The organism is Pseudomonas flavescens, assembly GCF_013408425.1.
Taxonomy (GTDB): domain Bacteria; phylum Pseudomonadota; class Gammaproteobacteria; order Pseudomonadales; family Pseudomonadaceae; genus Aquipseudomonas; species Aquipseudomonas fulva_A.
In genome coordinates, this window is the sequence record NZ_JACBYV010000001.1 from 4848289 (window position 1) to 4874517 (window position 26229).

Annotated in this window: 25 protein-coding genes; 8 read left to right on the forward strand and 17 right to left on the reverse strand. The window is 62.5% G+C overall.

The features are described 5' to 3' along the window. Positions 1–13: 13 nt before the first annotated feature. The 8 genes from FHR27_RS21675 to FHR27_RS21710 form a co-directional block, all read right to left on the reverse strand. Positions 14–418 carry a DUF4198 domain-containing protein gene (locus tag FHR27_RS21675; protein WP_257026966.1) on the reverse strand — a complete coding sequence of 135 codons (405 nt, stop codon included), beginning with the start codon at positions 416–418 and terminating at the stop codon, positions 14–16. Positions 419–716: 298 nt separating this feature from the next. Next, positions 717–1952 (reverse strand): TIGR02270 family protein, encoded by a 1236-nt coding sequence (locus FHR27_RS21680; protein WP_179539530.1) that lies wholly within the window; start codon positions 1950–1952, stop codon positions 717–719. After that, on the reverse strand, positions 1952–2851 hold the full coding sequence (locus tag FHR27_RS21685) for a hypothetical protein (RefSeq protein WP_179539531.1): 900 nt from the start codon (positions 2849–2851) through the stop codon (positions 1952–1954). The genes FHR27_RS21680 and FHR27_RS21685 overlap by 1 nt, the downstream gene beginning before the upstream one ends. A 15-nt stretch (positions 2852–2866) precedes the next feature. Further along, positions 2867–4048: a PAAR-like domain-containing protein gene (locus FHR27_RS21690; RefSeq protein WP_179539532.1), complete on the reverse strand. Its 1182-nt coding sequence runs from the start codon at positions 4046–4048 to the stop codon at positions 2867–2869. Next, positions 4048–5085 carry a hypothetical protein gene (locus FHR27_RS21695; RefSeq protein ID WP_179539533.1) on the reverse strand — a complete coding sequence of 346 codons (1038 nt, stop codon included), beginning with the start codon at positions 5083–5085 and terminating at the stop codon, positions 4048–4050. Before FHR27_RS21695 ends, FHR27_RS21690 begins: the two co-directional genes overlap by 1 nt. After that, entirely contained in the window at positions 5082–6194 is a 1113-nt protein-coding gene (locus FHR27_RS21700) for a DUF2169 family type VI secretion system accessory protein (RefSeq protein WP_179539534.1), read from the reverse strand. The genes FHR27_RS21695 and FHR27_RS21700 overlap by 4 nt, the downstream gene beginning before the upstream one ends. 10 nt (positions 6195–6204) lie before the next feature. Continuing rightward, positions 6205–6663, reverse strand: coding sequence for a DUF6484 domain-containing protein (locus FHR27_RS21705; protein ID WP_042553371.1), 459 nt, complete (start codon positions 6661–6663; stop codon positions 6205–6207). A 29-nt stretch (positions 6664–6692) separates the two neighbouring features. Then, positions 6693–8918 carry a type VI secretion system Vgr family protein gene (locus FHR27_RS21710; RefSeq protein ID WP_179539535.1) on the reverse strand — a complete coding sequence of 742 codons (2226 nt, stop codon included), beginning with the start codon at positions 8916–8918 and terminating at the stop codon, positions 6693–6695. Between the two features lie 283 nt (positions 8919–9201). Between FHR27_RS21710 and FHR27_RS21715 the strand changes: the two genes are divergently transcribed. Both FHR27_RS21715 and solA read left to right on the forward strand, forming a co-directional pair. Beyond that, on the forward strand, positions 9202–9873 hold the full coding sequence (locus tag FHR27_RS21715) for an HD domain-containing protein (RefSeq protein ID WP_179539536.1): 672 nt from the start codon (positions 9202–9204) through the stop codon (positions 9871–9873). Continuing rightward, positions 9870–11039: an N-methyl-L-tryptophan oxidase gene (gene solA / locus FHR27_RS21720; RefSeq protein WP_373565127.1), complete on the forward strand. Its 1170-nt coding sequence runs from the start codon at positions 9870–9872 to the stop codon at positions 11037–11039. Before FHR27_RS21715 ends, solA begins: the two co-directional genes overlap by 4 nt. Positions 11040–11377: 338 nt before the next feature. Here solA and FHR27_RS21725 read toward each other — a convergent pair whose 3' ends face one another. The 4 genes from FHR27_RS21725 to FHR27_RS21740 form a co-directional block, all read right to left on the reverse strand. Continuing rightward, the gene (locus FHR27_RS21725; RefSeq protein ID WP_179539538.1) at positions 11378–11875 is read right to left on the reverse strand and encodes a GNAT family N-acetyltransferase; all 498 of its coding nucleotides are present in this window, start codon (positions 11873–11875) and stop codon (positions 11378–11380) included. A 25-nt stretch (positions 11876–11900) separates the two neighbouring features. Next, positions 11901–12362 (reverse strand): RES family NAD+ phosphorylase, encoded by a 462-nt coding sequence (locus FHR27_RS21730; protein ID WP_042553366.1) that lies wholly within the window; start codon positions 12360–12362, stop codon positions 11901–11903. Further along, positions 12362–12832, reverse strand: a complete 471-nt coding sequence (parS, locus tag FHR27_RS21735; protein ID WP_179539539.1) for a type II RES/Xre toxin-antitoxin system antitoxin — start codon at positions 12830–12832, stop codon at positions 12362–12364. Before parS ends, FHR27_RS21730 begins: the two co-directional genes overlap by 1 nt. Positions 12833–12938: 106 nt before the next feature. Beyond that, a complete protein-coding gene (locus tag FHR27_RS21740; RefSeq protein WP_042553364.1) occupies positions 12939–13481 on the reverse strand; it encodes a gamma carbonic anhydrase family protein in 543 nt (180 codons plus the stop codon). A gap of 96 nt (positions 13482–13577) precedes the next feature. On the opposite strand from FHR27_RS21740, the gene prlC reads away from it, so the two are divergent. Together prlC and FHR27_RS21750 are read left to right on the forward strand one after the other, a co-directional pair. Next, positions 13578–15626, forward strand: a complete 2049-nt coding sequence (gene prlC, locus FHR27_RS21745) for an oligopeptidase A (protein ID WP_042553495.1) — start codon at positions 13578–13580, stop codon at positions 15624–15626. Next, entirely contained in the window at positions 15623–15907 is a 285-nt protein-coding gene (locus tag FHR27_RS21750) for a YheV family putative zinc ribbon protein (protein WP_042553363.1), read from the forward strand. The genes prlC and FHR27_RS21750 overlap by 4 nt, the downstream gene beginning before the upstream one ends. A 65-nt stretch (positions 15908–15972) precedes the next feature. Here the strand turns inward: FHR27_RS21750 and FHR27_RS21755 are convergent, their stop codons facing one another. The 3 genes from FHR27_RS21755 to FHR27_RS21765 form a co-directional block, all read right to left on the reverse strand. Next, on the reverse strand, positions 15973–17499 hold the full coding sequence (locus FHR27_RS21755) for a tripartite tricarboxylate transporter permease (protein ID WP_179539541.1): 1527 nt from the start codon (positions 17497–17499) through the stop codon (positions 15973–15975). 10 nt (positions 17500–17509) lie between these two features. Next, positions 17510–17995, reverse strand: coding sequence for a tripartite tricarboxylate transporter TctB family protein (locus tag FHR27_RS21760; RefSeq protein WP_042553361.1), 486 nt, complete (start codon positions 17993–17995; stop codon positions 17510–17512). A gap of 61 nt (positions 17996–18056) precedes the next feature. Further along, entirely contained in the window at positions 18057–19025 is a 969-nt protein-coding gene (locus FHR27_RS21765) for a tripartite tricarboxylate transporter substrate binding protein (protein WP_042553360.1), read from the reverse strand. 662 nt (positions 19026–19687) lie between these two features. Between FHR27_RS21765 and FHR27_RS21770 the strand changes: the two genes are divergently transcribed. The 4 genes from FHR27_RS21770 (at position 19688) to FHR27_RS21785 (ending at position 24442) form a co-directional block, all read left to right on the forward strand. Continuing rightward, positions 19688–21106 carry an FAD-binding oxidoreductase gene (locus FHR27_RS21770; RefSeq protein WP_179539542.1) on the forward strand — a complete coding sequence of 473 codons (1419 nt, stop codon included), beginning with the start codon at positions 19688–19690 and terminating at the stop codon, positions 21104–21106. 74 nt (positions 21107–21180) lie between these two features. Further along, on the forward strand, positions 21181–22254 hold the full coding sequence (locus FHR27_RS21775; RefSeq protein WP_179539543.1) for a hypothetical protein: 1074 nt from the start codon (positions 21181–21183) through the stop codon (positions 22252–22254). Beyond that, the gene (locus tag FHR27_RS21780) at positions 22251–23645 is read left to right on the forward strand and encodes a hypothetical protein (RefSeq protein WP_179539544.1); all 1395 of its coding nucleotides are present in this window, start codon (positions 22251–22253) and stop codon (positions 23643–23645) included. Before FHR27_RS21775 ends, FHR27_RS21780 begins: the two co-directional genes overlap by 4 nt. Positions 23646–23662: 17 nt before the next feature. Further along, positions 23663–24442 carry a DUF1835 domain-containing protein gene (locus FHR27_RS21785; RefSeq protein WP_179539545.1) on the forward strand — a complete coding sequence of 260 codons (780 nt, stop codon included), beginning with the start codon at positions 23663–23665 and terminating at the stop codon, positions 24440–24442. A 27-nt stretch (positions 24443–24469) separates the two neighbouring features. Here FHR27_RS21785 and dinD read toward each other — a convergent pair whose 3' ends face one another. Together dinD and FHR27_RS21795 are read right to left on the reverse strand one after the other, a co-directional pair. Next, positions 24470–25312 carry a DNA damage-inducible protein D gene (gene dinD / locus FHR27_RS21790; RefSeq protein ID WP_179539546.1) on the reverse strand — a complete coding sequence of 281 codons (843 nt, stop codon included), beginning with the start codon at positions 25310–25312 and terminating at the stop codon, positions 24470–24472. Positions 25313–25382: 70 nt separating this feature from the next. Then, positions 25383–26174: an AraC family transcriptional regulator gene (locus FHR27_RS21795; protein ID WP_179539547.1), complete on the reverse strand. Its 792-nt coding sequence runs from the start codon at positions 26172–26174 to the stop codon at positions 25383–25385. Between the last annotated feature and the right edge of the window lie 55 nt (positions 26175–26229).

The following is a 26229-nucleotide window of genomic DNA, read 5'->3' on the forward strand; positions in this document are numbered from 1 at the left end:
TGATGATGGGGCGTTACTGAAGAACGCAGATGCCGAATGTTTCAGTTTCCGGGTGAGCGACGGGTTCGCTGTTGAGCTCACAGATGAACTTCAGTGGGCGGCCCTGCACCTCACCCAGGTTGTCGTAATTGTGTTTGGTGAATACCCAGCCTTTGTGTTCCTTGCCCTGATAGCGCAGGGTGATGCGCTGGCCGGTCACCGGCTCGTGGGGCATGAAGCCTGCCGTCAGTGATTTCGCAGTCACGGCCGGCAGTTGAAAGCGGCCTTGGGCATCGGATTGTGTGGTGTTGGTGCGGTGCTCGTTTTTCCAGTGCCAGTGATATTCCTGTTCTATCTCCACACCCTGAACAGGTTTGCCGTCGAGCAACACGGTGCCCTCTACCTCGGAGAACAGATAAAGCGTCTTGGAAAAAGCCATGGCGTAACCCTGTGTGAGTAGTCCGATAAGCAGCAATGCGCAGCAGGAGAGTGATTTGCGGTTCAAGGTCGTTCCTTCGCCGAATGGCTGAGCGTTTCGGGACGTGCCGCAGGTTGATTGCTGCGGCGGGGCGGAATCAGCGGCGCTGTGCGCAGACCGATGGAGTAGGCGTGCCGGTGAGCAGGCGGTTTCTTCGAGCGGGATTTCTGCCCATGGCTGGCGCTGGAGTATAGCGACGGAGCCGGTCGGGATTTCTTGAGCATGTTCGCACTCTCCTTGTGTCGTTGATCGCTTCGGCTCAGCAGCCCAGCAATCGCTTTTGCCGGCGCGCCGGTGCATCGCTTGCAAACAGCACGCTGGTCGGCTGGTAGCGCGCTAGCAAGCTGGCCGCTGCACGTCGCTGCCGCTGTGTGCCGCTGCGCAGCACGGCCATGCATTGTCGCTCGCTGAACGGCTGGCCCAGCAAATACCCGGTGCCTGGTTGCAAGCGCTGCTGCTGGCCTTGCCACCATTGTTCGACCTGATGCGGATCGGGCCAGGGCAGGTCGATGTCCGGGCCCATGCTGACGTTGGCGTCGGATGGATCATCGGTAGGGCCGTCGTCGTAGTCGGGATAGACGCTCAATTCCAGGTCGAGTTCCGCGAGGTCGGCGCCGGTAATCAGGCCGAACGCTTCACCTGCCGCACGGGCTGTAGGCAGTTCGTGCATCTGCCGAATCAGCCAGGGAACGGTCTGCGGATCACCGAGCAGGCCGATGGCCTGGATCGCCATGTGGCGATGCGCCTCGCTCTGCATCAGACCGCGTAACCAGGCGACGCTGGCCTCCCGCGGTTGCCAGGCGAGCAGCACCTCGAGCGCGGGCCGGCGCCGTTCACCCGGCTGTTCGGCGAACAGGCGCAGGTTGCCGAGCGCTTCCTGGTCACCCATCTGGGCGCTGGCCCAGTTGCTCCAGAAACGCACCTCATCGTCACCGTGCAGGCGGTGCTGACGCAGCGGCTGCAGCAGGTCGCGGCGCCGCAGGGTACCAGCCAGCCGAGCTGCGGCGGCCAGTACGCTGGTATCACCGTGGCCGAGGGCCGAGAGCAACGCCGGGCCTGGGTCCTTGCCGTGCAGGGCGTGGGCCGCCAGAGCGATACGGCGGCGCTGTACGTCAGTGGCATGCAGATCGCGCTCGATCAGCGGGCAGACTTCGGGCCACTCCAGCCAGCCCAATGCGGCGACAAGAAACGGCTCGCCCTCGGGGTTGGCGTGCAGGTGCTGATACAGCGTCTGCAGAGCGCTGTCGTTGCTCAGCCGCAGTGCCAGCGCAGCCGTAGCGAATACTTCGCCCTGGGCGTGTGGGGTGAGTTGCTCCAGCAACAGGTGAAGTCCCTTGAGACCAGCGATCTGCAGCCCATCGAGATGCGCCTCGATCCGCTCGTCCAGGTCGCCGAGATGCCCCAGGTCATAATGGGGCGCGCCGACGGCATAGCTGCGCAGTCCGGCGAGGAAGGCGGCTTCTTCAGCGTGTTGGTCGAGGATGGTGGCGATCATCAGTCGATGCGGGTCCAGGTACTGCCGTCGAAGGCCATGATGTCCTTGGCGCCGAATGACCACAGTACACCGTCAGCCACACTGAGGTGATAGTAAGTAGCCGGCGTGTCCTCTCCGAAGTCCACTGCTACCAGGCTGTCACCCTGAAGCGTATACAAGCCACGCAGTGTAGAGAGGTAGAGCGTGCCGTCATACCAGGCCAGATCCCATATGTCGCTGCTGATATCCTCCTGCTCGATTGGCTGCCAGCTGTCACCACGACCTACGATCAGAAGTCCGCGCCGGCCCGAGGCATAGACCTGACCATCTCCGGCGCAGAGCACACGGGTCAGCAGGAGGTTGGTCGGGCTTTCCTTTTGGCTCCATTGTTGGCCGTTGTAGTGCCAGATCTCGCCATCCCATCCAACAGCGTATAGATCGCTTTCGTCAAAGCCATCGATGGACTCGAAGCCTTTCGTTTCGCCGATTGCGGGGCGGATGGTTTGATCGAGGCAGGTCCAGTGATCAACGCCATCACGTCGATAAACTTGTCGGCCCATTCCAACAGCAAATGTTTTCTGGCCGATCGTTCGTGCTTGTCTCAAATGGCCGCGATCGATGGGATCTCCATCAGGCGTTTTAATCTTTTCGTCGTTCTCCTGGCCGCTACCGAATAGACGGATATCACCATAGGGCGACATGAACAGAGCTTGTTCTAGATGTTCTCGGGTAATAGTTACACTGACAGTGGGCCAGTCTTTCATATCGTCGTAACCCCACTGTCCTGCATCCCAGCTGTACAAGTGAGAGTGCTCAATCCGTGCCTCGAGGCTGTCGTCTTGGGTAACGATATAAGCGAGATCGTTGTACCGAACAGCCCCCGTAATGAAGGTATCTGTCCGGCTCTTTCTATCTGACATCGGCTGCACCTATTACTATCGACTTGATTTAGTGCTTGTAGCGCGCAACTTCTTTGATCGAGCTTTGACTGCCGCATCCGCTGCCTTCTGGGCGTCGTCACCTTTGTACCCGGTCGCAATCATGCGGCAATCCGTTTGATCATCGATGCCACATTGGTTGTGATAGGCATCCAACTGCGCTTCCGTGCACGCCGGGTCGCAGCCTGATTCGGGAAATGTTTTGCCTACTGCCTTCACGCCAAAGCCTTTGGCCTGGCCGTAGGTAACGCTGACCAAGCGAGCCGAGCTGTCATCTTCGAAGGTGATTCGCTTTGACTGCGCGCCGCTATTGAGTGCTGCGTTGCTCTGATAGGTATGCATCAACCCGTGTGTGCCGTGGTACTGATTGCAGCCTTCCACACAGATGCAGGGAGCCTTGTCGCCGTTGTAGGGGCTCGTTCCCTTGATTGCCTTCGATTCCTTACCGCCACGCCCCTTGTTGAAGAAAGAACCTGCTTCAACCAAGTGGTGGCCTGTTTGTCCTGGGCAACAACCGGCTTGCCCCGCAGTGGGTTTGTACGGGGTGAGCTGACATCGCCTGGCGCTCAGGCATTTGTCTGCACCAACCTTGTCGGCGTAAGCGTTTGCCGCCTGTTGGGTTTCCGGTTTTCCATCCGGAGGGCAGGGGCTAGGGCCATCCGGCTTATGGGGTGAAAAATCCTTACAGGCATCCTTCTCTTTCTTGATGTCTTCCTTGCACGGCCCTTCACCCTTGCTCACCGCCGTCTGATCCAGATACGGCCAGGTGGGCGTATTCCCCGGCATCGACCCATGGTTATGGGTGGTCAGGTCCATATGCCGGACCACGTTCTTGCCTTCGAACTTGACGTCCATCGACCAGGAGGTGAAGTACACCTTGCCCTTGATCTTGCTGGTGATGATGCCTTTCTTCGGGGCGCGGCCGGGTTCGTCGCCGTAGCTGGTCTTGTAGTAGCTCTTGTTCTTGAGCATCACTTCCTTGCGGGTGATGCGGATGGTGCGCGTGCCCTTGGTGGTGTCCTTGGATAGCCCGGTGTTGGGGTACGGGATCGGGATGCCCAAGGGCATCGGCGGCGTCTGCGGTGGCGTAAAGCAGACGTCGGGAAAGGCAGCGATGGACTTGCCGCTGGCCGATTTGCAGGAAATTTCCCGGTTGTTGGCATAGACCTCGTTGGCCATCAGGCAGCTCCCACCCGTTGATAGCTGAGCAGCGCGACGACACGTTCGCCGGCGTCGTTGCCCAGTTGATAGACGATGTTCGAACCGAGACCGTAGCCCTTGCGAGATGCGGCCAGGGCCACCGCCAGCATGGCCGGGCCGATGGCCGCGCCACACTCGCCGATGCAGTCGGCGGGGTGCCAGATGTCGAACTCCTCCTTGACCACCCGCAGCGTGCGGCTCAGCGCCAGGGCCGCTTCCTTGAAGTAATACTGCTCGCCGGAGTTGTCGGTCAGGCGGTAGTCCATCTGCTCCATACGGCAGTTGCCGTCCTTGAGCGCCGCCTGGGTGGCCTGCACCAGGCCGTCGGCGCGCAGCGGGATGTCGTCGGCTTCCACGGTGGCCTTCTCGATGCCAAAGCCCAGCCCGAAGCAGATCAGCTGTTCGGCGTCCTGGCGCACCGGTGCGCCGACGACGACTGTCGCCGCGCCTTCGCCGGGGATGAAGCCATTGGAATGGCGGCTGGTGAGCAGTCGCTGGCGTTGCTCGAAGGCCGACAGGGTGGTTGCGTTGAGAAACGAGTCGACCCCGGCGATCAGCACATGCCGATGGCCACCTTCGTGGATCAGCCGGCGTGCATTGAGCAGCGCCACGCCGGCGCTGACTCGGCCGCGCGGTATCAGCGTGGACGCGCCATGAAACTGCACGCCCAGCTCGCGCTCGATGTCGCGCAGCAGGCTGCTGTCCAGGCCATCGCTACGGCCCGGGCGATCCAGTTCGGCGACGCCGAGCAGCAGCGGCGTATTGGCGCAATCCAGGCCTGGCACCGCCGCCAGGCTTTCGGCGATGGCGCGGGCTGCCATCTTCACCAGCTTGAATCGGCCGCGCCAGGGCTCTTCCAGAGGCACGCTGGCAGCGACTTGCCACTCACCGCCGCCGTCGATGAAGCGGGTTTCCTGAAAGTTGTCGAGGGCGCAGCGGATCGCCGCGCAACTGGCCGGCGCGCTCAGGCCCACGGCGCTGACCATACCGCTGGAGAGGATGCTGAGGGCGCTCATGACGATTCATCCTCGGCCAGGCGGCTGCGGCTCAGGGCGGCCAGCGACGGGTAGTAATCCTTGCCCAGCTCGCGGGCGCGCCACCAGGCTCGGGACTTCTCACCGACCAGCACCTGGGCGATCTCGAACAGGCTGCGCTTGACTGGCCGGCGGGTGCGCCAGGTGATTTCCACCTGGTTGGCGTCGGTGTCGACCAGCAGGGTGTCGATTACCGCCTGCGTCGTTTCATGGCCGCCGCCGCTGAGGAAATAGGTCACCGGCATGCGCACGCTGGGCACCCGGAAACCGGCGCGCTCGGTGGGCAGCAAGCCAAGCAGGAAAACCTCTTCGCCGCCCTTGAGGTAGTCAGTCTGCTGATCGGCTGGGGCCGCCTGGAAATAGCGCTCGTCGAAGTCCCGGGGCAGGAAAGGAAACTGCTCGTCCTGCCAGGCCTGGTCGTAGGTGCCGGCAAAGCCGGCACGGGCCTGCCAGTGCTTGCCCAGTGGGCCGAGCGCCATGGGGGCGAAGTCGCCATGGGGGGCGTCCACGGGCTGGCCGAGCTTTTCGGTATTGGGCATCGGCATGCCGACCACGGTGCCGCCGCTCAGGCTGCGCGGGTACCAGCCCTGGCCGGCCGGGTTGCGCAGGTTGCACAGCAGATGCTCGTGGTTGCCCGGTGCCGGATGGCTGCCGCCGAAGGCGCTGGCGTAGGAAATGTCCTGACGCACGAACGGCTGCGCCAGTCCGGCGGTGGTGCCGAGAGCGCCGGGCTGCCACTGCCGTGGTCCATATACGCTGAACGCCTTGCTGACCCGGCCGACGCGGATGCCGACGGTGAGCTGGGTGACGGGGAGTCCGCCCGGAGCATGGGCGCTGCCACTTACCAGCACGTCGCAGTAGGGCTTGAAGGGGGCGAAGTCGAACTCGCGCAGCGGGGCCGACAGGCCGGGCTCGCCAGCGAAGGTGTCACTCATCAGCAGCGGCTGCTGGGTTTCCAGCAGGCGCGCCACGCTGCCGTCCACTGGCAGGTCGAAGGTGCCCTTGACGATGACCACCAGATACTCGCGGCCATCGGCATCCAGACCCTGGTTGTAGGCCGCCACCATTCGCGTGGCATTGAGCAGTTCCATGGGCGGCTTCTTAGTTGATCTGCACCGAACCGCCCTTGATGCGGTTCACGCCGCTGGAGCGGCTGGACAGGTAGGCGCCCTTGATCAGCACCTTGCCTTCGCGGGTCAGGGTGATGCTGGCCTTGCCGCAGCGCAGCACGATCTCGCGCTCGGCGCTGAATTCCAGGCGCTCGCCGTCGAGGTGTGCCACCGCCGCAGGTGCGCTGGCAGGTGCCTGCGGCAGGCGCTGGATGCGGCCGATCACCAGCGGCTGAGATGGGTCGCCGGCGACGAACATCAGCGCCACCTGAGCGCCGATGTCTTCACGGCTGAGCGTCGTGGTGGTGGTCGCGGCGATACCGGTCTCCGCTGGGCAGCCGGGGAATGCCACGACCGGGCTGGACGCCTGCGGCACATCGAGCAGTACACCGATGACCACGCCGTCGAGACGGGTGATGGCAGGGACTGGGGTGTGGAACTGGACTGTCATGCGCATTGCTCCATGGCCGCTATCGCTGCTCAGTTCTGCAGGATCTTCTGGCCTTTCATCACGATGTTCTTGGCTGCCTTGACGTTGATCGCCCCGGAGCCGTCGATGCTGATGTTCTTGCCACGAATGACGATGGTGCCGTCCTTCTTCATGGTGATGCTCGCAGCGCCGGTCTGCAGGGTGATCGAGTCGCCGGCCTTGAGCACGAAGTTCTTGCCGACATGCAGGTTGTCATCCTTGAGGACGCGGCTATTGCGCTCGCCGCGCACGTAGTGCGACTCGTTGCCGCCTGCCATGGTCGCCAGATCGGCGCCGATGAGCACATACTCGTTGGCGGTGATCAGCGCGGTACGGTCAGCGCCGATGGTGGTGCGCTCGCTGTTGCCCACGCTTTCGGTACGGTTGGCGCCGATGCTGATGGTTTCGTTACTGCCCACGCTCTCGGTGCGGTTGGCGCCGATGCTGATGGTTTCGTTGCTGCCCACGCTCTCGGTACGGTTGGCGCCGATGGCGATGGTCTCGTTACTGCCGACCTGCTCGCTACGGTTCACGCCGATGGTGATGGTTTCGTTGTTGCCGACCTTTTCGGTACGGTCGACGCCGATGGTGATGGTCTCGTGGTTGTCCACCGTTTCGGTGCGATCGTGTTTGACGTGCACCGTCTCATCGTTGTCGACGGTCTTGCTGCGATCGTGGCCCACCCAATGGGTCTCGTCGTTCTCGACCTCGATGTCCTGATTCTTCTCGGCATGGATGAACAGCTGCTCCTCGCCCTTCTTGTCTTCCATGCGGATTTCATTGAAGTTGGCCGGCGTGCCGCCCTTGCTCGAGCGGCTCTTGGTGCCGCTCTGGGTGGCGTTGGCAGGCAGCTCGTAGGGCACCGTCTGTTCGGCGTTGTAGACGCGACCGGTGACGATCGGCCGGTCGGGATCACCCTCGAGAAAGCTGACGATGACTTCCTGGCCGATGCGCGGAATCTGGATGGAGCCCCAGTTCTTGCCGGCCCAGTTCTGCGATACACGGATCCAGCAGGAACTGTTCTCGTTGGACTGGTCGTGGCGATCCCAGTAGAAATGCACCTTCACCCGGCCGAACTGATCGGTCCAGATCTCCTCGCCCTTGGGGCCGACCACCATGGCCGTCTGCGGTCCCTGCACGATCGGCTGCACGGTCAGCGGCAGCGGGCGGAACACCTGGCTGGCGTCGATGCAGGTGAGGCTGCTGTCGAACTGGAAGCTCTCGCTGCCGCGGCCGCTCTCGTACAGGTCCTGGGTGATGGTGTATTCGCTGTCGACGATCAGGTATTCGCGGTTCTGGTCATCGCGCGGGTAGTCGGTGAGGCTGAACAGATGACCGCTGCCCAAGCCGCGGGCGTTGCCCTTCAGGCGAATCTGCTCGTGCTGGGCCTGAATCGCCTCGATGCGATTGCGCGCGTACTGCTCGCCGTCCTTGCTCTGCACGTACTCGCCCGGGTAGTCGTAGAGCGGATAGTCGGCGTTGCTGTGCTCGCGGGCGATGCTGGAGCGAACTTCCAGGCGCGCGCTGGGGCGCTGGAAGTCATAGTCGTTGAGCGCCAGGGAGCCGGGTTGCACTTCGTGCACCAGGTGCCAGTCATGAATGTGGTCGCGCTCGCGCATCTGATCGTCGAGCGGGTAGAAGGGCACGCGGGCGTAGCCGGGTGCCGTGCCGTGCGCACCGTAGGCGTCGCAGAGCACCAGCACGTGACGCTCCTGCTCGTGGCGAAAGTAGTAGTAGATGCCTTCCTGTTCCATCAGCCGGCTGACGAAGTCGAAGCTGGTCTCGCGGTACTGCACGCAGTAGTCCCACTCGCGATAGGAGCGGGTGAGGGCGTCTTCGAAATCGGAGAAGCCGAGATCTCGGAATACCTGCTTGATGATCTCGGGTACGGTCTTGCTCTGGAAGATCCGGCAGTCGGAGGTCCGCGACAGCAGCCATAGCCAGGGCTTGAGCGTGACCTGGTAACTGGCGAACTGACCACGATGGGCGGTTTGGCTGCAACGGGCGACGATGCCGTGGAAGTAGCGGTCGCTGCCATCGGCCAGTTGCACGGCGATGCCCATGGGCTTGCCGAGCAGGTTGTTGAGCTTCAGCGATGAGTTTTCGGACGCCAGGCTCAACTGGTACTGGAACAGGCGGCCGAGGGATTCGGTGCCGTTCAGGCGCTCCATGACCAACGCATTCGCGCCGAGCGGGCTGCTGACCTTGGCCATGCGCGACTGTTGTGTGATTGCCATTTCCGTGACCCTGCGATGCCGTCCTGTGCCGAAGATAACCGGGAATGCGGTTACGTGCTGAGACGCCGTTGGGAATGCGCGCTCGAGCTGGCCTGTCCGTCTGATTTTTTGCGGACTGGTGCGGCGCTGTCGATCACAGCGCTCGATCAGGCCAGCGATGCGCAAAGGTGTCGCAAGCGATATGACATTGTCCAGTAATGGCGATAAGCCATTTCGCGCCGCCCGGCTTGCTAGCCGTAGCGCCTGGCTCTAAGGTGCGGCTTTCGCCCACAGCCAGCCGCCAATGACCATGGATCGTTTTGCCCCCTTCGCGCAGCAGGCAGCCCGGTTACTGGCGCTCTGCGCGCCTTCGACCGACGATGGTGCCCATGACCTTTCACACCTGCAGCGGGTCTGGGCCAATGCCTGTCTGTTGCAGCGCGAAGAGGGCGGCGATCTCGAGCTGCTGCTGGCTGCCGTGTTGCTGCATGACTGTGTAGCGGTGGAAAAGGACTCGCCGTTGCGCGCCAGCGCATCGCGCCTGTCCGCTGCAAGGGCCGCTGAGGTGCTTGCCAGGCTGGGGTGGCGCGATGAGCGCATCGCGGCGGTCTGCCACGCCATCGAGGCGCACAGTTTCTCCGCGGCGATTACGCCAACCAGCCTGGAGGCGCGCATCCTGCAGGATGCCGACCGCCTCGATGCCATCGGCCTGATCGGCGTGGCGCGCTGTTTCCATGTATCCGGACGGCTGGGCAGCGCCCTGTACGATGCCGACGATATCGACGCCGCGCATCGCACGCTGGATGACCAGCGCTTCGCCCTCGACCATTTCCGTACCAAGCTGCTGGGCCTGGCCTCAGGCTTTCAGACCGCTGCAGGCGCGCGACTGGCCGAGCAGCGGCACGCGCGGATGGTGGCTTTCCTCGCCGCGTTTCGCGAGGAAATCCAACCGTCCTCGACCTTAATGGAGGAGTGAGCATGCACTACGACGTCATCGTCATCGGACTGGGCGCCATGGGCGCCGCCACCCTTTACCAACTGGCCAGGCGCGGCGTGCGCGTGGCTGGTGTGGATCGCCACGCACCGCCCCACGATCAGGGTTCCAGCCATGGCGATACGCGCATCACCCGCCAGGCGGTGGGCGAGGGCGCTGCCTATGTACCGCTGGCGTTGAATTCCCAGCGCATCTGGCGCGAGCTGGAAGCGCAGAGCGGCGAGTCGCTGTTCGAGGCGTGCGGCATGTTGATGCTCAGCAGCAGCCAGGCGCCGACGCGGGGGCACGGCACGCCCGATTTCGGCGGTGAGACGGCAGCGCTGGCCAAGCGTTTCGGCATCGAACACAGCCTGTTGGATGCCACGGGGATTCGCGCACGCTTCCCACAATTCGCTGGCTTCAGTGAAGAGGCCAGCGGCTATTACGAGCCGGGAGCCGGTTTCGTGCGCCCCGAACTGGCTATCGACGTGCAACTGAGGCTGGCCGAGCGGCTGGGGGCCACCTTGCACACCAACACCCCGGTCACTGCCATCGAATCCGTCGGCCAGGGTGTTCGCGTGCAGACCAGCAGCGGCACGCTGACCGCGGACAAGGCCATCGTCTGCGCCGGCATGTGGACCGGCCGCCTGCTCGGTGCGCCGGTCGAGGGCCTGCTCAAGGTCTGTCGCCAGCAACTGGTGTGGTTCGAACTGGACGAGCCTGAACGCTTCGCTGCTGGCTCGCCGGTGTACATCCTCCTGCATGGCGCGGCGGACACCGACAGTTGCTACGGCTTCCCGCCGCTGCCAGGCGAGAACGCCATCAAGATCGCCACCGAGCAATACCTCGAGAGTTGCGACCCCGATGCGCTGGATCGCAGTGTCCGCCAGGCCGATATCGATGCCCTGTACGACGCCCATGTGGCTGGCCGTCTGCTCGGTGTGTCGAAACGGGTGCTCAAGTCCAAGGTCTGTACCTACACCCTCACCCCGGACTTCAACTTCATCATCGACGCCCACCCGCACCTGGCCAACGTGACGCTGGTGTCTGCCTGCTCCGGGCATGGTTTCAAGCATTCAGCCGGCATTGGTGAAGCGCTGGCCATGCACCACTGCAACGAGCCAGGCGCCGTCGACCTGTCACCCTTCACGCTGGCGCGATTCAGGTAGTTACCGCAAGTAAGGTCTCAGGAGCTACCGACGAATAGATGGCAGCAAGGCAGAAGCGCCGCTCCCTGCGTAGGGTGGACAACGCTCTTTTCGTCCACCATTGCGATCGTGAAGCGGTGGACGGATCGGGCCGCGCAGGTGAAGCGTCGTCCACCCTACGCCTGAAGGCAGCTTCAAGGCGATAGCGGACCTTCGGTTTGGTGGGCTAAAGCGGATCGCCGCCCGGCCCACCCTACAGCCGCGCATCTAGCCGTAGGGTGGGCTTTAGCCCACCAATTGTCCCCCGACTACGAAAGGCTGCTTTCGCCACTTTGTGGCCACCGCAGGCAATCTTTCGGCTAAAGAGCATCGTCGTTCAGACAGCGATACATCACATGGCAATCCACCAGCCCCAGGCTGCGGTGACGATAGGCCTTCGGCAGGGTGCCGACGATGTTGAAGCCGTGCTTCTGCCAGAGCGCCACGGCGACGGTATTGGTGGCGACCACGGAATTGAACTGCATCGCCTGAAAGCCCAGCTCGCGACCGATCTGCAAGGAATGCTGGCAGAGCGCACTGGCCACACCCTTGCCGCGGGCGGCGGGAGCGGTCATGTAGCCGCAGTTGCACACGTGGTCACCGGGGCCGGCGGCGTTGGCCTTGATGTAGTAGCTGCCAAGGATCTGCCCGTCCTGTTCGGCCACGAAGGTGGCGCGCGGCAGTTCGACCCAGAGCTTCCAGGCCGTTTCACGGTCCATGGCCGGGTCATAGGCGTAGGTTTCCTGAGCCTGGGTGATGTCGCGGATGATGGGCCAGACCTGATCGAAGTCGGCGCTGGTAATAGGGCGGATATTCACGCGCTCTCCTGGGATATTCAGCGACTCACGCCTTGAACATGCGTGGGTCGTAAGTGAAATCGTAAATCTCGACGACGCTGATCTGGCTCGCGGCCGGATGCAGCGGATTGATCAGCAGGTTGCGTTCCAGTGGCAGCACGGCAGACGGCACGATAAGGCCCAGGTGGCTGACCGCGCGCAGCCAGAGCGTGCCGAAACCCATACTCGGGCGGTCGACCGGCAGGGCGTTCCAGCCTTTCGGCAGCTCGCTGACAGCAGGCTCCCAGTAAAGCGCGGGGTCGTCCGGCAGCTCGAAGCAGGTGATCTTCATCGGCATCGCCGGTGGCCCCTGCGCATGCACGAAGGTTTCCAGGCAGCAGATGGCAGGGGATAACCCCATGTACACCGCGGCGACATCCTGCTCGTTCCAACGCCCGCCTTCGATGGCCGCGCCGCGCCCGGAAAGGTCCGTCGCCCGCCTGGCCTTGGCGACACGCCAGGCACGCATCAGGCGGCGCCACCCCAGTCGAGGGCGTTGAGCACCCGGCGAACCTGCTTGGCGCCGATTTCCGTTTCGCAGAGCATGATCGGCGCCTGTCCGCCCAGTGACTGATTCACGCGCGACATCCAGTCCGCGGCCGCCTGGCGGCTCTCGAACACCTCTTCGGCCAACTGGCAGACCATGGCGATCCGATCCAGGCGCTCCGAGGCGACCGGGTCGAGCAGTTTGTGCTCGCGCCGGCGTCGTTCGAGGGTCGAAATCGAGGCGTTGAGGAGGATTTCCAGGCTGCGTTCGGGCAAGGCGAAGGTGGCCTTGACGGCCTGTACCAGCTCGGCGGCGAAGCCATCCCGGATCTGTTGCAGGCGCTCGGCTTCACTGAGCGCTTCGCGGCCGGCGCAGAACGCCCAGAAGGCAGCGCTTAGGGGCTGGGCCTCGCCCTTGCCCCGTTTGGCCTGACGCATTGCGGTGATGGTCATGCTGCCTCCTTCATTTGAATGAAAAATAACGTCAAATGAAGATTACTCTTTCGTGGTGCATCTTGCACGGCAGGCACCTGTCAATCCGACGGAGCGCTGTCTCGACTCAGTCTGCATAGCCTTCGGCCAGATGCGCGTCCTTGAGCTTCACGTAGTTGCCGGCGGTGTAGCTGAAGAAATTGCGCTCCTTGTCGGTCAGTGGCCGCGCCCGTTTCGCCGGGCTGCCGACGTACAGGTAACCGCTTTCCAGCACCTTGCCCGGCGGCACCAGGCTACCGGCGCCGATGATCACGTCGTCCTCGACCACCGCGCCGTCCATCACCGTGCTGCCCATGCCGACCAGGATGCGGCTGCCCAGGGTGCAGCCGTGCAGCATCACCTTGTGGCCGATGGTCACTTCGTCGCCGATGATCAGCGGGAAGCCGTCCGGGTTGAACGGGCCGGCATGGGTGATATGCAGCACGCTGCCGTCCTGCACGCTGGTGCGTTTGCCGATACGGATGCGGTGCATGTCGCCGCGGATCACGGTCAGCGGCCACACGGAGCTGTCTTCACCGATTTCCACATCGCCGATGACCACCGCCGAGGCGTCGACGAACGCGCGCTCGCCAAGCTGCGGGGTGATGGATTGGTAAGTACGAATCGCCACGATAGAACCTCTTAAGCTGCGCCAGGGGTTGATTGTAATTAAGATGGTCGCCATATGAGTTATCAGTCTTCCCAATTTCCAGCACAGGTACCCGACGTGAGTGCGAACAATCCCCTGCTGCAATCCTTCGACCTGCCGCCGTATTCGACCATCCTGCCCGAGCATGTAGAGCCGGCGGTGGATGCCATTCTCGCCGAAAGCCGTACGGCGGTGGCCGAGCTGCTGGCCAGCCAGGGCAACGCGCCGCGCTGGGAATCGCTGATCGATCCGCTCGACGAGCAGGGTTCGAAGCTGGGCCGCGCCTGGAGCCCGGTCAGCCACCTCAATGCCGTGCGCAACAACCCCGAGCTGCGTGCCGCCTACGAGGCCTGCCTGCCGAAACTCTCCGAGTACTGGACGGAAATGGGCCAGAACCGCGCCCTGTTCCAGGCCTACGAGGCGCTCGCTGCCAGCCCTGAAGCGGCCGGTTTCGATGTCGCGCAGAAGACTATTCTCGAGCACGCCCTGCGTGATTTCCGCCTGTCCGGTATCGATCTGCCAGCCGAGCAGCAGAAGCGATACGGCGAGATCCAGATGAAGCTCTCCGAGCTGGGCAGCCGTTTCTCCAATCAGTTGCTGGACGCCACCCAGGCCTGGACCAAGCAGGTCGAGGACGAAAGCCTGTTGGCCGGCATCACCGATTCCGCCAAGGCGCAGATGAAACAGGCCGCCGAGGCCAAGGGGCTGGAAGGCTGGCTGATCACCCTGGAGTTCCCCAGCTACTACGCGGTGATGACCTACGCCGACAACCGCGCCCTGCGCGAAGAGCTGTACGCCGCCTACTGCACCCGTGCTTCGGATCAGGGCCCGAACGCCGGGCAGCACGACAACGGTCCGGTGATGGCCGAGATTCTCGATCTGCGCCAGGAACTGGCGCGCCTGCTCGGCTTCGCCAACTACTCCGAGCTGAGCCTGGCCAGCAAGATGGCCGAATCCACCGAGCAGGTGCTGAGCTTCCTGCGCGACCTTGCGGTGCGCAGCAAGCCGTTCGCCGAGCAGGATCTGGCCGAGCTCAAGGCCTACGCCGCCGAGCATGGCTGCAACGATCTGCAGAGCTGGGACGTGGGCTACTACAGCGAAAAGCTGCGTGAGCAGCGCTACAGCATTTCCCAGGAAATCCTGCGCGCCTACTTCCCCATCGACAAGGTGCTCGGCGGCCTGTTCGCCATCGTCGAGAAGCTCTACGGCATCCAGATCAAGGAGCTGTCCGGCTTCGATACCTGGCACCCGGACGTCCGTCTGTTCGAGATTTCCGAAAACGGCCAGCACGTCGGGCGTTTCTTCTTCGACCTCTACGCCCGTGCCAACAAGCGCGGTGGTGCCTGGATGGACGGTGCCCGCGACAAGCGTCGCAGCGCTGGCGGCGAACTGGTCAGCCCGGTGGCCAACCTGGTGTGCAACTTCACGCCTGCGTCGACCGGCAAGCCGGCCCTGCTGACCCACGATGAAGTCACCACCCTGTTCCACGAATTCGGCCACGGCCTGCATCATCTGCTGACCCGCGTCGAGCATGTCGGGGTTTCCGGCATCAACGGCGTGGCCTGGGATGCCGTCGAGCTGCCCAGCCAGTTCATGGAAAACTGGTGCTGGGAGCCCGAGGGCCTGGCGCTGATTTCCGGGCACTACGAAACCGGCGAGCCGCTGCCTCAGGACCTGCTCGACAAGATGCTCGCTGCCAAGAACTTCCAGTCCGGCCTGATGATGGTGCGTCAGCTGGAGTTCTCGCTGTTCGACTTCGAGCTGCATGCCATTCATGGTGACGGCCGCAGCGTGCTGGAGGTGCTCGAAGGCATTCGTGACGAGGTTTCGGTGATGCGCCCGCCAGCCTACAACCGTTTCCCCAACAGCTTCGCGCACATCTTCGCCGGGGGGTATGCCGCCGGTTACTACAGCTACAAGTGGGCTGAAGTGCTGTCCGCCGATGCCTTCTCGAAGTTCGAAGAGGAGGGCGTGCTCAACCCGCAGACCGGTCGTGCCTTCCGCGAGGCGATCCTGGCGCGCGGTGGTTCCCAGGCGCCGATGGTGCTGTTCGTCGATTTCCGCGGTCGTGAGCCGAGCATCGACGCGCTGCTGCGCCACCTGGGCCTGAGTGCGGAGGCGGCATGAGCGACGACCCGGTGATAACGCCCAAGCGCTTCATCGCCGGTGCCGTGTGCCCGGCGTGCAGCGAAATGGACAGCATCAAGATGTGGAACGTCGATGGCGTGCCGCATCGCGAGTGCGTGCAGTGCGGATATGCCGACACCCTGGACGAGCGTGGCAACTCGGTGGCCAAGGAGCTGCCGACCCGCGTCAACGTTAGCGCCCTGACACCGAAGAAACCGGCCGACCCCAAGGTCAAGGCCGTGCAGTTCTTCCCCAATCCGAAGTTGAAGAAGCCCGAATAGGCGTCACCTCGCAGAAACAAGACAAGCGCCCGGTGGCGCTTGTCTTGTTTTGGTACTCAGCATTTCTAGCTTGTGGATAACGCCTCGGCGGGCTTCTTGTCCTTCTTGGCGCGCAGCAAGCTGTAGGCGTGCCAGAGTACGGACAGCGCAGCCAGGCCCAGGAAGGTGGCCGAGATCGGGCTGGTCAGGAAGGCCCCGAAGTTGCCATCGGACAACATCAGGCCACGGCGCAGGTTGGTCTCCGCCATCGGCCCGAGGATGAAGCCGATGATGAACGGCGGTGCCGGCATGCCGGCCTTGATGAAGCCGTAACCGATGATCCCGAACAGCAGGATGCTCCAGGCGTCGAACAGGCGGCTGTTGAGGCCGAACGCCCCCACCACGCAGAGCACCAGGATGATCGGCAGCAGGATGTGCTTGGGCACCGACAGCAGCTTGATGAAGATGCGCAGGCCGTAGAACTCCAGCACCAGCATGATCACCGTGGCCAGAATCAGCGCGGCGAAGATGGTGTAGACCAGCGGGCCCTGGGTGATGAACAGCAGCGGGCCGGGCTGGATGCCGTGGATCAGGAAGCCGCCGAGCAGCATCGCGGTGACCGTGTCGCCGGGAATGCCGAGGGTCAGCAGCGGCACCATGGCGCCGCCGATGCCGGCACTGTTGGCGGTTTCGCTGGCGACCACGCCGCCCGGGTTGCCCTTGCCGTAGGAGTCCGGGTCCTTGTCGCGTTTCTTGGCGACGATGTAGGAGACGATGTTCGAGGTGCCCGAGCCGACGCCCGGCAGCACGCCGATGCCCAGGCCGATCATCGCCGAGCGGAAGGCATTGCGCAGTTGGCCGACGAATTCCTTCAGCGAGAAGCCGAAGCCTCTGACCTTGGACATGTCCAGCGGGGCGACCTTGGTCTTGCCGGCATGCCGTCCGGTTTCGGCCAGGCGGATCACCTCGGCCACGGCGAACATGCCGATCATCACCGCCAGCATGGCGAAGCCACCGTTGAGGTTGGACTGCTCGAAGGTGAAGCGGCGGATCGCATCCACCGGGGCAATGCCGACGGTGGAGAAGGCGAAGCCCAGGGCGCCGGAAAACACGCCCTTGGTCAGCGAGCCGGTGGACAGCGTGGCGATCAGGGTCAGCGAGAAGATGGCGATGGCGAAGTATTCATGGGGCCCGAAACTCAGCGCCACCTTGGCCAGGATCGGTGCGATGAACATCAGCGCGCCGATACCGAAGAAGGTGCCCAGGAACGAGAACACGATACCGATGCCGAGGGCCTTGAAGCCTTCGCCTTTTTCCATCATCGGCCCGCCATCGAACACCGTGGCGATCGATGAGGGCGTGCCGGGTATCTTGAGCAGAATCGAGGGGATCAGGCTGCCGGAAATCGCCCCCACGTAGAGCGCCACCAGCAACGAAAGGCCCGCGGCCGGGCCCATGGTGAAGGTCAGCGGCAGGCACAGCGCCACGGCCATGGTGGCCGACAGGCCGGGGACCGCGCCGAAGATGATGCCCACCACCACGCCGATGGTGATGAGGATGAAGATCTGCAGCGAGAAGACTGCGGCGAAACCGTGTTGCATCAAGTCGAGCATGGTTCGCCTCCTAGATGTTCAGGATGCCGGCGGGCAGCATCAGATCGAAGCCCTGGCGGAAGATGAGGTAGATGACGATGGCCGAGATGATCGAGATCACCGCGTACATCAGGTGGCCGATCTTCTGTCCGTGGGGCGTCAGGACGATGAACTGCAGGTACAGATAAACCGCGGTCACGATGGGAAAGCCGATGGGCTCCAGAGTGGCGATGTAGACGGCGATCAGGGCGAGGGTCTTGATCACCGTGCCATATTCGGAGACCTCATTCTTTTTGTCGTCGACGGTGGCCGCGGCTTCACCTGCAGGCGTCTTGCGGGCGCTGAACACCAGTTGCAGCACGCCCAGTACACACATGAAGATCGCCAGCACGTAAGGCACGAATGCAGCGTCGATGAACGACTTGCGTGGCAGGGCCATGGTGGCCAGCAGGTAGGCGATGCCGGCGGCCAGCATGAAGCCGCCGGTGATCAGCTCTTTTCGCTTGTAAGCATCCACAGCGAACTCCTATGGATCAGGGAATGAAAAAGCCGGAAGCGTGGGCTTCCGGCTGCGTGGATCACTTCGATTGGCGTAACGCATCCTTGAACTGCATGAACTCTTCGCGGTGCTCCTTGAGCATGGCGATAGCGTCATCGGTGCCGTAGTAGGTCACCGGCTGCTTGTAGGTTTTCGCCAGCTCTTCGCCGTAGCTCGGGATCTCGGTGATCTCTTTCATCACGCCGGCCATCTTGGCGACGATGGCGGCGTCGGTGCCTTTGGGAAAGGCCACGACATAGGGCTTCTCGACGATCAGGTCGACGTCCTTCTCGCGGAAAGTCGGGATGTCGCCAACCAGCGGGTTGCGCTCTTCGTTAGGCTGGGCCAGGGCATTCATGGCGCCGCCCTGAATGTAGTCCTGCAGTGCGCCGTAGCTGATGGCGCCCATGTCGATGCGCCCCCCCAGCAGCGCGACGATGCGCTCGGCGACGGTGCCGGTGTCGATGTAGCGCAGCTCGGTGCCAGTGCGCTTCTCGAACATCAGGCCCTGCAGGTGGGAGAAGTTACCCATCTCGGTGCCATAGGTGATGCTGCGTGGCTTCTCCTTGGCGCGCTCGATGAGCTTTTCCACGCTGTCGATGCCCGACTGCTTCGAGGCGACGAAGATCGATGCCTTGTCGACGCCGGCGATGCACGAGACCTCGAAGGCGTCGTAGCTGTCCTCGCTGAGGCCAGCGACTTCGTTGACGATCAACTGACCGGTGTGGGTGAACAGAATCGTGTGGCCATCGGCTGCCGACTCCTTCACGTGGGAGGCCGCCACGGTGCCACCGCCACCGCCCATGTTGGTGATGACCATGGGCTTGCCGGTGATCTGCGTGAAGTACTTGGCCATCATCCGGGCATTGAAGTCGGTATCGCCCCCGGCGTTGGCGGGTACCACCACCTGGACGGCGCGGGTTGGCCAGTTCGGCTCCTGGGCCAGGGAGGTTGCCGAGGTGGTCAGCAGCGCTGTGGACAGTAAGGTCGCGGACAGAATTTTATTCATTGCAAGTTCTCCGATAACGCCACGCCTGAACAACTCGATGGCTTGTTTCCAGCGCGCACTTAATAGGAAGCCAGACCCGCCCGATAATTAATCAGCAGGTAAGTCATAAGGCGATTGGGGACGGCGAGGCGGCGTCAGTGCCGGTCTGTGCAGCTGCGGGGACTCATGGCGAGAGCGGATCCTATGATTATTATTAGTTGGTGTCGTACGTTGTCGTATGACGGCAAGAGGATGATTGTCCGCACTGTTCTGGCTGTCAACAAAGCATCTTTCGACAAGCCGATTCATAATGTTTCAGTTTTATAACTTTATGATTTATATGGTTTTTATCAAATGTTTCATTATTTTTCTTATATCCTGTTTCTGATGGTCGTTATTGTGTCGGCGGATTATTGCCGATTTGCCTTATATAAATGAGCGGATTATTGCCGATTTAAATTTCGTTATACGATGACTTATGATTTGCCCGAGTGGCGTCAACGTGCTCGTTGAACTTGCCGCAGACATTTCATATTCAGAAGAGTGAGCCTTGCCATGTATTTCTGCCTGCGCTGTCGCCATTCTCAAAGGCCTGCGTGCAGCCGACCATCACGCTGGCCTGCCGAGTTCGCGCACATCGACTCTGGTGGCCATTCTGACGATTCACTGCGGAGCGCCACTCCATGAGCCACCTGCCACCCGAACTGCTGCACGCCTTGGGCGAGATCGTCGGCCCGGCCGGCTTGATCGAAGACGAGGCCGCCATGCAGGCCTACCTCAGCGACTGGCGCAACGCCTACCGCGGGCGCGCCGCGCTGGTGGTGCGCCCGGCCTCCAGGGAGGAGGTGGCCGCAGTGGTTCGCGCCTGCCACCAGGCCGGCGTGGCGCTGGTGCCGCAAGGCGGCAACACCGGCCTCTGCGGCGGGTCGATCCCCGACGAATCGGGGCGCCAGGTGGTGCTGTCGCTGACGCGCATGACGCGGATCCGCCAGGTCGACCCGGCCAACGAGACCATCACCGTCGAGGCCGGTGTGATTCTGCAGCGTCTGCAGGAAGCCGCTGCCGACGTCGGGCGGTTGTTCCCGCTGTCGCTGGGTGCCGAGGGCAGCTGCACCATCGGCGGCAATCTGGCCACCAACGCCGGTGGCACCGCCGTGCTGCGCTACGGCAACATGCGTGACCTGACCCTGGGCCTCGAAGTGGTGCTGCCCGATGGGCGCATCTGGGATGGCTTGCGCGGCCTGCGCAAGGACAACACCGGCTACGACCTCAAGCACCTGTTCATCGGCTCCGAAGGCACGCTGGGGATCATCACCGCGGCCGTGCTCAAGCTGTATCCCGCCGTGCGCAGCCGTACCACCGCCTGGGTCGCGCTGCCCAGCCCGCAGGCGGCGGTCGATCTGATCGGGCGCATGCGCGCCCTGTGCGGCGATCGCCTGACCGGTTTCGAGCTGATGTCGCGGCAGAGCGTGGAGTTCGTACTGCGGCATGTGGCTGGCTGCAACGACCCGTTCGGCGAGGTTCATCCCTGGTACGTGCTGATCGAGCTCAGCGACACGCTGCCCGAAGCGCCGCTCAACGCGATGCTGGAGACAGGTCTGGGCGAGGCGCTCGAACGGGGCGAAGTGCTGGACGCCGTGGTGGCTGGCAGCGAAGCTCAGGTCGCGGCGCTGTGGAAGATGCGCGAAGGCATCTCGGAAGCGCAGAACCATGAAGGGCCGAGCCTCAAGCACGACATCAGCGTGCCGGTCAGCAGCATCCCCGCCTTTATCGAAGCCGCCGACCGCCAACTGCAGGAGGCGTTCGCGGGGGTGCGTATCGTTGCCTACGGTCATGTGGGTGACGGCAACCTGCACTACAACATCAGCAAGCCGCCGAGCAGCGAGGACGCCCCCTTCAAGGCGCAGGCGGAGGCGATCATGCACGTCATCTACCGGGTCACCTGCGACTTCGCCGGCAGCATCAGTGCCGAGCATGGCCTGGGCCAGGCCAAACGCGAGGCTGCGCGCCACTACAAACAGCCGTTGGAGCTGGAGCTGATGCGCAGCATCAAGCAGAGCATGGATCCTGCCGGTTTGATGAACCCGGGCAAGCTGCTCTGAATCTTCATGTGGAATTCGGGTTTTCTCAGGCGGATACTGGCCAGCCTTCCGGGACATGAATAAGGACGTTTCTCGTGCGCTTGCTGCTACTGCCTCTGCTTGCCATCGCCGCACCTGCGCTGGCCGATGTGCGTATCGATGACCTCACCGCCAAGCGCAGTGACTGGGAAACCTATCGCTTCCCGCTGCTGGTTGGCGATAGCCCCGCCATCGGGCGTATCAACACCTTTCTGCATACCCTCGAATTGCAGGCGCTTCCCGGGCGCTTCGCCAAGTCGCCGTTCGAGAACGTGCAGCCTAAAGACGGTGAGATGTGGGGCGTGAACAGCCTCGATTATCAGGTTCTTGGTGAGGGGCCGGGTTATCTGTCCCTGAACATCGAGGGTGAGTCCACGGGCGCCTATACCAGTCAGAGTTCGCGCAGCTACAACTTCGATCTGGCCAGCGGCCGCCCTATCGGTTTGCCGCAACTGCTGACCCCCGAGGGGCTGTTGCGTCTGCAAGGCGAAGTGCAGAGCTTGAGGGTCAAGCGACTGGAGGACTTCCTCAAGGCGCTGCCGCCGAGCAAACCCGCCGATCCCGATAACTTGAGTGACGACGAGCAGTGGCTCGAAGGGCAGCGCAACATGTATGCCTACTGCCTGGATACGCGCCGCGACATCAGCCTCGACTATGACCGTGTGCAGCTGGGCACCGATAGCCTGGCTCTGATTGGCGAGGGCTGCGCCAATCACGCCAGCCGTGCCCTCGACGATCTCGGCGAGTTTTCCAACAGTTTCAATTACCAAGCCCTGAGCGGCGATCTCAGTTCTTACGGGCGCTGCCTGTTGCTGGAAAAACGCGGTGATTGTGCGCTGCCGGTCAACAGCACGGCGCAAGGCGTTTACCGCGGTACCGTCGGGCCCTATCCGATCACCCTGGTGATCGAGCAGCTGTATGCCGACCACAGCCTGTCCGCGAGCTACTTCTACGATAAGCACGCCAAGTACATCAATCTCGGTGGCGAGCATCAGCAGGATTTCGTCACCCTCCACGAAAGCAGCGAGCCGCCGGCCCGTTTCGAACTCGAGCTCCAGGCCGATGGCAGCCTGAAAGGCACCTGGCAGCAGGGTGACAAGCCGACGCTGGCGGTGAAACTGCAGCCATGATCGACTTGCCTAGTTTCAGCCGCCTGTGCATCACGGCCGTTTCGCTGCTTATGACTGGCAGCGTTGTAGCCAGCCAGATTTCCCGCCAACCTGCGGAGGTTCTGCAGTACTACAACGCGCCTTTGCCGAGCTCCGCAGCGCAAATGCGCGCGTGGAGCGACGGTGACCCAACCTTTCCGCCCGTCGGCCATGTGCTGGACAAAATCACGCGGGGTGATGTGCTGTGGCTCAAGCGTTGGCGTGAGGCAGCAGCACGCGTGCCCTCGCGCGATGTGAACAACTGGGTGCAGCAATGGCAACGCGACTTGCTCTTCACGACTAAAACTCCTGAGTTCTGTTCCTTTGCCCGAGCATCCATGGAGCGTGCTGACCTAGCGTTAAAGTTGGCAGTATCACGATCCTTCGCCAGCGATTGTGCTACGGCTGTGGATGCAAAGTTGCTGGAGGCTGAGGGCGTACCGCCCATCGCCTTGGTCGATTTCTATGCTTCCCAGACGGAAGCTGGCTTACCACCGGTCTTTATGCCACGTCTCGAGCAGGCTGTACGTTCAGTAATTAACGGCTCTAAAGGCTACGAACAACGCTATGCCGCATTCACGCTGGCAAACCTGCAGCAGTCGGCTGCGACTCAAGCGTTGTTACGAATACATAAACAGATCGCAGACCAACGGCTTGCAGACGAAGTGGCCATGGCCCTTATGCGTACTGATGACGCTGAGGCCTTGGCGCTGGCTAATGAAGCGTGCCAGCGACGGACTAGGGATCCGATCTGCGACAGTGAGCAGAAGCAATACTATGACGGCCAGCCTGAGCAACCACCACCGGTAGATACTCAGTTTGTCAAAGAGCGTATCACTGCTCTTGCTGCCGCAGGCTTCGACAGAGTAGGGCAACTTAATCCTGCGCAGCAGTCGAGCGCGGACGCCGAATGGCTGCTCACAGAAGCCGGTTACATCCACAGCTTCGACGTGGAAACTGGCATGTTCCCCAATCAACACGACAGTCTTCTGCGTGACCTGGCTACACGACTCTCTCCTGATCTCGACGATGTGTTCTTCGAAGAGACTTATCCGCCACAAGATAATGGGCAGTATCGCTTGCTAGCCTATGCCGACGGCTTTCTGTACCAATGTGAAGCCGCCAATTATGGGGATTGGTATGACGTAGAGGCGGTACTTTCTCTGTTGAACCGCCTTGTTGAAGACCGAGGTCTGACACAGCGTTTCGTCGTCCTGCACAGTACTGATCAGATTGCGTCGGTAGCAGTAGCCCCCCGCAGTGCGTTGCAGTTTGCCTTCGATCAGCGTTGGATTGTCCCAGGCCAAGCGCAACAGGCGATGGAAAGCGGCAAAGCGTTCGAGGCCGAAGTGCTGCGTGATTTGCAGCGATAGATTTGCAAGGAGCACCTATGTGGCATCTGGTATGCGGCGATAACGCCGTAGAAGGCGTAAGCCATGTGATCGGGCAGCAGGCTGCCGATGATGGGCTGCGGGTCATGCGTGACGACCTGGCGGTTGGCCCGCTGGGCGATGTCGACGCGCCGCCCTGTACCGCACGTGTGGCGTTCTGGCGCGCGGTGTGGCCCGAGGACGTAACGCCGGTTCCAGACTTCGCGGCTGGGCTGCCCGCCGATGCGCAGTGGATCACCGGCCTCTCCCGGCAGGCGCGCCCCGTCACCGTCTGGCATGGCGACAGTGCCAGCGAGCAATTGCTGCTGGCGCGGGTGGCACATGCGCTGGAGGGCAGTGAGGTGTTGTTGCTCGAGGTGGTCTGCGGCACCGGTAACAGCTGGGTGCAGAGCCGCAAGGCGGTGGCCATGCACGCACCCCAGGCGTTGTTCGCCCTGGCCAAACCTCGCCCGGTCGAGCCAGCGCGTCGTGCAGCGCTGGCCGCGCAGTGGCGCGCCGTGCTGGCCGATGGCGGTCACATCCATCGCTGGCAGACAGGGGTTTTCGCCGCAGAGGACTATCAGCTCATCGACGCTGCTCTGCTGCGTCACGCCGGCACCGAGCCCAAGCCACTGGCCCGCGTCATGGCTGACGTGATGGCGCGTACCGACGGCTTCTTCGCCACCGATTACTTCCTGTTCTGGCGCGCCCGCGAACTGGCTGCAGCAGGCCAGCTGGTGCTCAGTGGCGAGCCGGGCGAGCACGGCTACTCGTCGTTGCAAGTGAGCAAGAACTGCTGAGGTTTCGGCCTCGGTAGCCGCGCGGTTTCAATTATCCAGAGCGTCAGGATTCTTCAGCCCTTTCTTCCGTTCCGATCTCAGGCGTCGTTCGATCTTTTTCACATCTTCAGCTGGCGCCAGCCGTTCTGGTCGAATACCCCGTTCCAGTAAGGTATTACGCACGGCTTCGTTATTCGTGATGTGCTCGTGCGATATCTTCGACTCGCTGTCCAGATGATTTTCCCGGGAATTGAAGATGGTGATTTCTGCGGCAAAATCCTTCGCTTTCAGAATGATGGTTGGCGCAAAGTCCGCCAGTGGTCGGCTTTCCGGTACCTGCCACAGCTCTTTCATCGCCTGGGTCGACTTGCTGAACAAGGCCTGATCACCCTTGCTGCGAATGATGCCAAAGTTCTGATTGCCGCCAGTCTGCTCATAGATCAGTTGAGACAGTTCTTTTTCCGTGCTGGTCAGTTTGTGTCTGGCAGAAACGCGCTCGCTATCGAGCAAGTGCTGCTCGATCAGTTCAGCCTTGCGGGTCTGCATGGCAAAGTAGGTTTGCGCAAAGGCAATCTCTGCTTTGCGTGAGTCGCCATTCTGAGCGATCAGATAACAGGCGTAGCGGGTCAGCATGACATCGTCGACTTGCCGCTGGCTGCCTGATCCGAGGTCGACCATTTTGTTGACAGCAACAAAATGGTCCGTGGTGGTGTGGCCGGAAATCTCGCATGCCACCTTGGCTCTGGATATGACGGTCGAGAAGTTTCTCCACTCTGCATAGCCCAGCAACTGTTGCAGATCGCGCGCCAACCAGAACTCGACTCCGGCATCGCTCCTTTGAGCATGAGCTTCGAAGGTGTCCGTGAGACGCTGAATATGCTCGATCTTCATGATTTGTCCTTCCTTGGTAATCATGCTACTGCGTTTATCCATCGACTTACTGTAGCCCATGAAAGCGCGATCATGGTCGAAAAAACTCCCCCGGCGTGGCGCCGAATTGCTGGCGGAATGCGGCGATGAAAGCCGAGGTGGAGTCGTAGCCGCAGAGCAGGGCCACGTCGGTGACGCGCTGGCCCTGTTCCAGCGGTGTCAGTGCGCCGAGCAGGCGCAGGCGTTGGCGCCAGGCGCGGAAGGTCAGCCCGGTGTCGCGCAGGAACAGGCGGCTCAGGGTCTTTTCCGAGACCCCCAGGCTTTCGCCCCATGCCGCCAGTGCGCGGTCGTCATCGGGTTTTTTCTGCAGGCGGCCGCACAGGGTACGCAGGCGCGGGTCGCTCGGCAGCGGCAATGACAGGTGCACTTCGGGCGCCAAGCGCAGGCGGTCGAGCAGCACCTGGGCAAGGCGACCGTCGGGCCCCGCTTCGTCGTATTCGACCGGCAATTCACAGAAGCTGCGGATCAGCTCGCGGGTCAGGGCATCCACGCCAAGCACGCGACAACTGCCGGGCAGCGGATCGACATGGCCATCGTCCACATAGAGGCTGCGCATTTCGGTGTTCGGCGAGCTCAGCACTTCATGTTCCAGCCCTGCAGGAATCCAGATGGCCCGTTGCGGGGGCGCCACGAAGCTGCCGACGGCCGTGCGCACGTGCAGTACGCCCTGGATGGCATAGGTCAGTTGTACCCAGGCGTGGCTGTGGCGTGGGGTTCCGGTCTGACGACGCAGCGATTCATTGCGCGCATAGAGGGGCCGCGGCAGGCGCTCCAGCTGGGGAACGCTACGCTCGGCTATCGTGTTTTGTCCGTTTGGCGACATGATCTGCCTTTATGGCGTTAGTCGGCAATCAACGCTCAGGGTAGAGTGGAGGCCT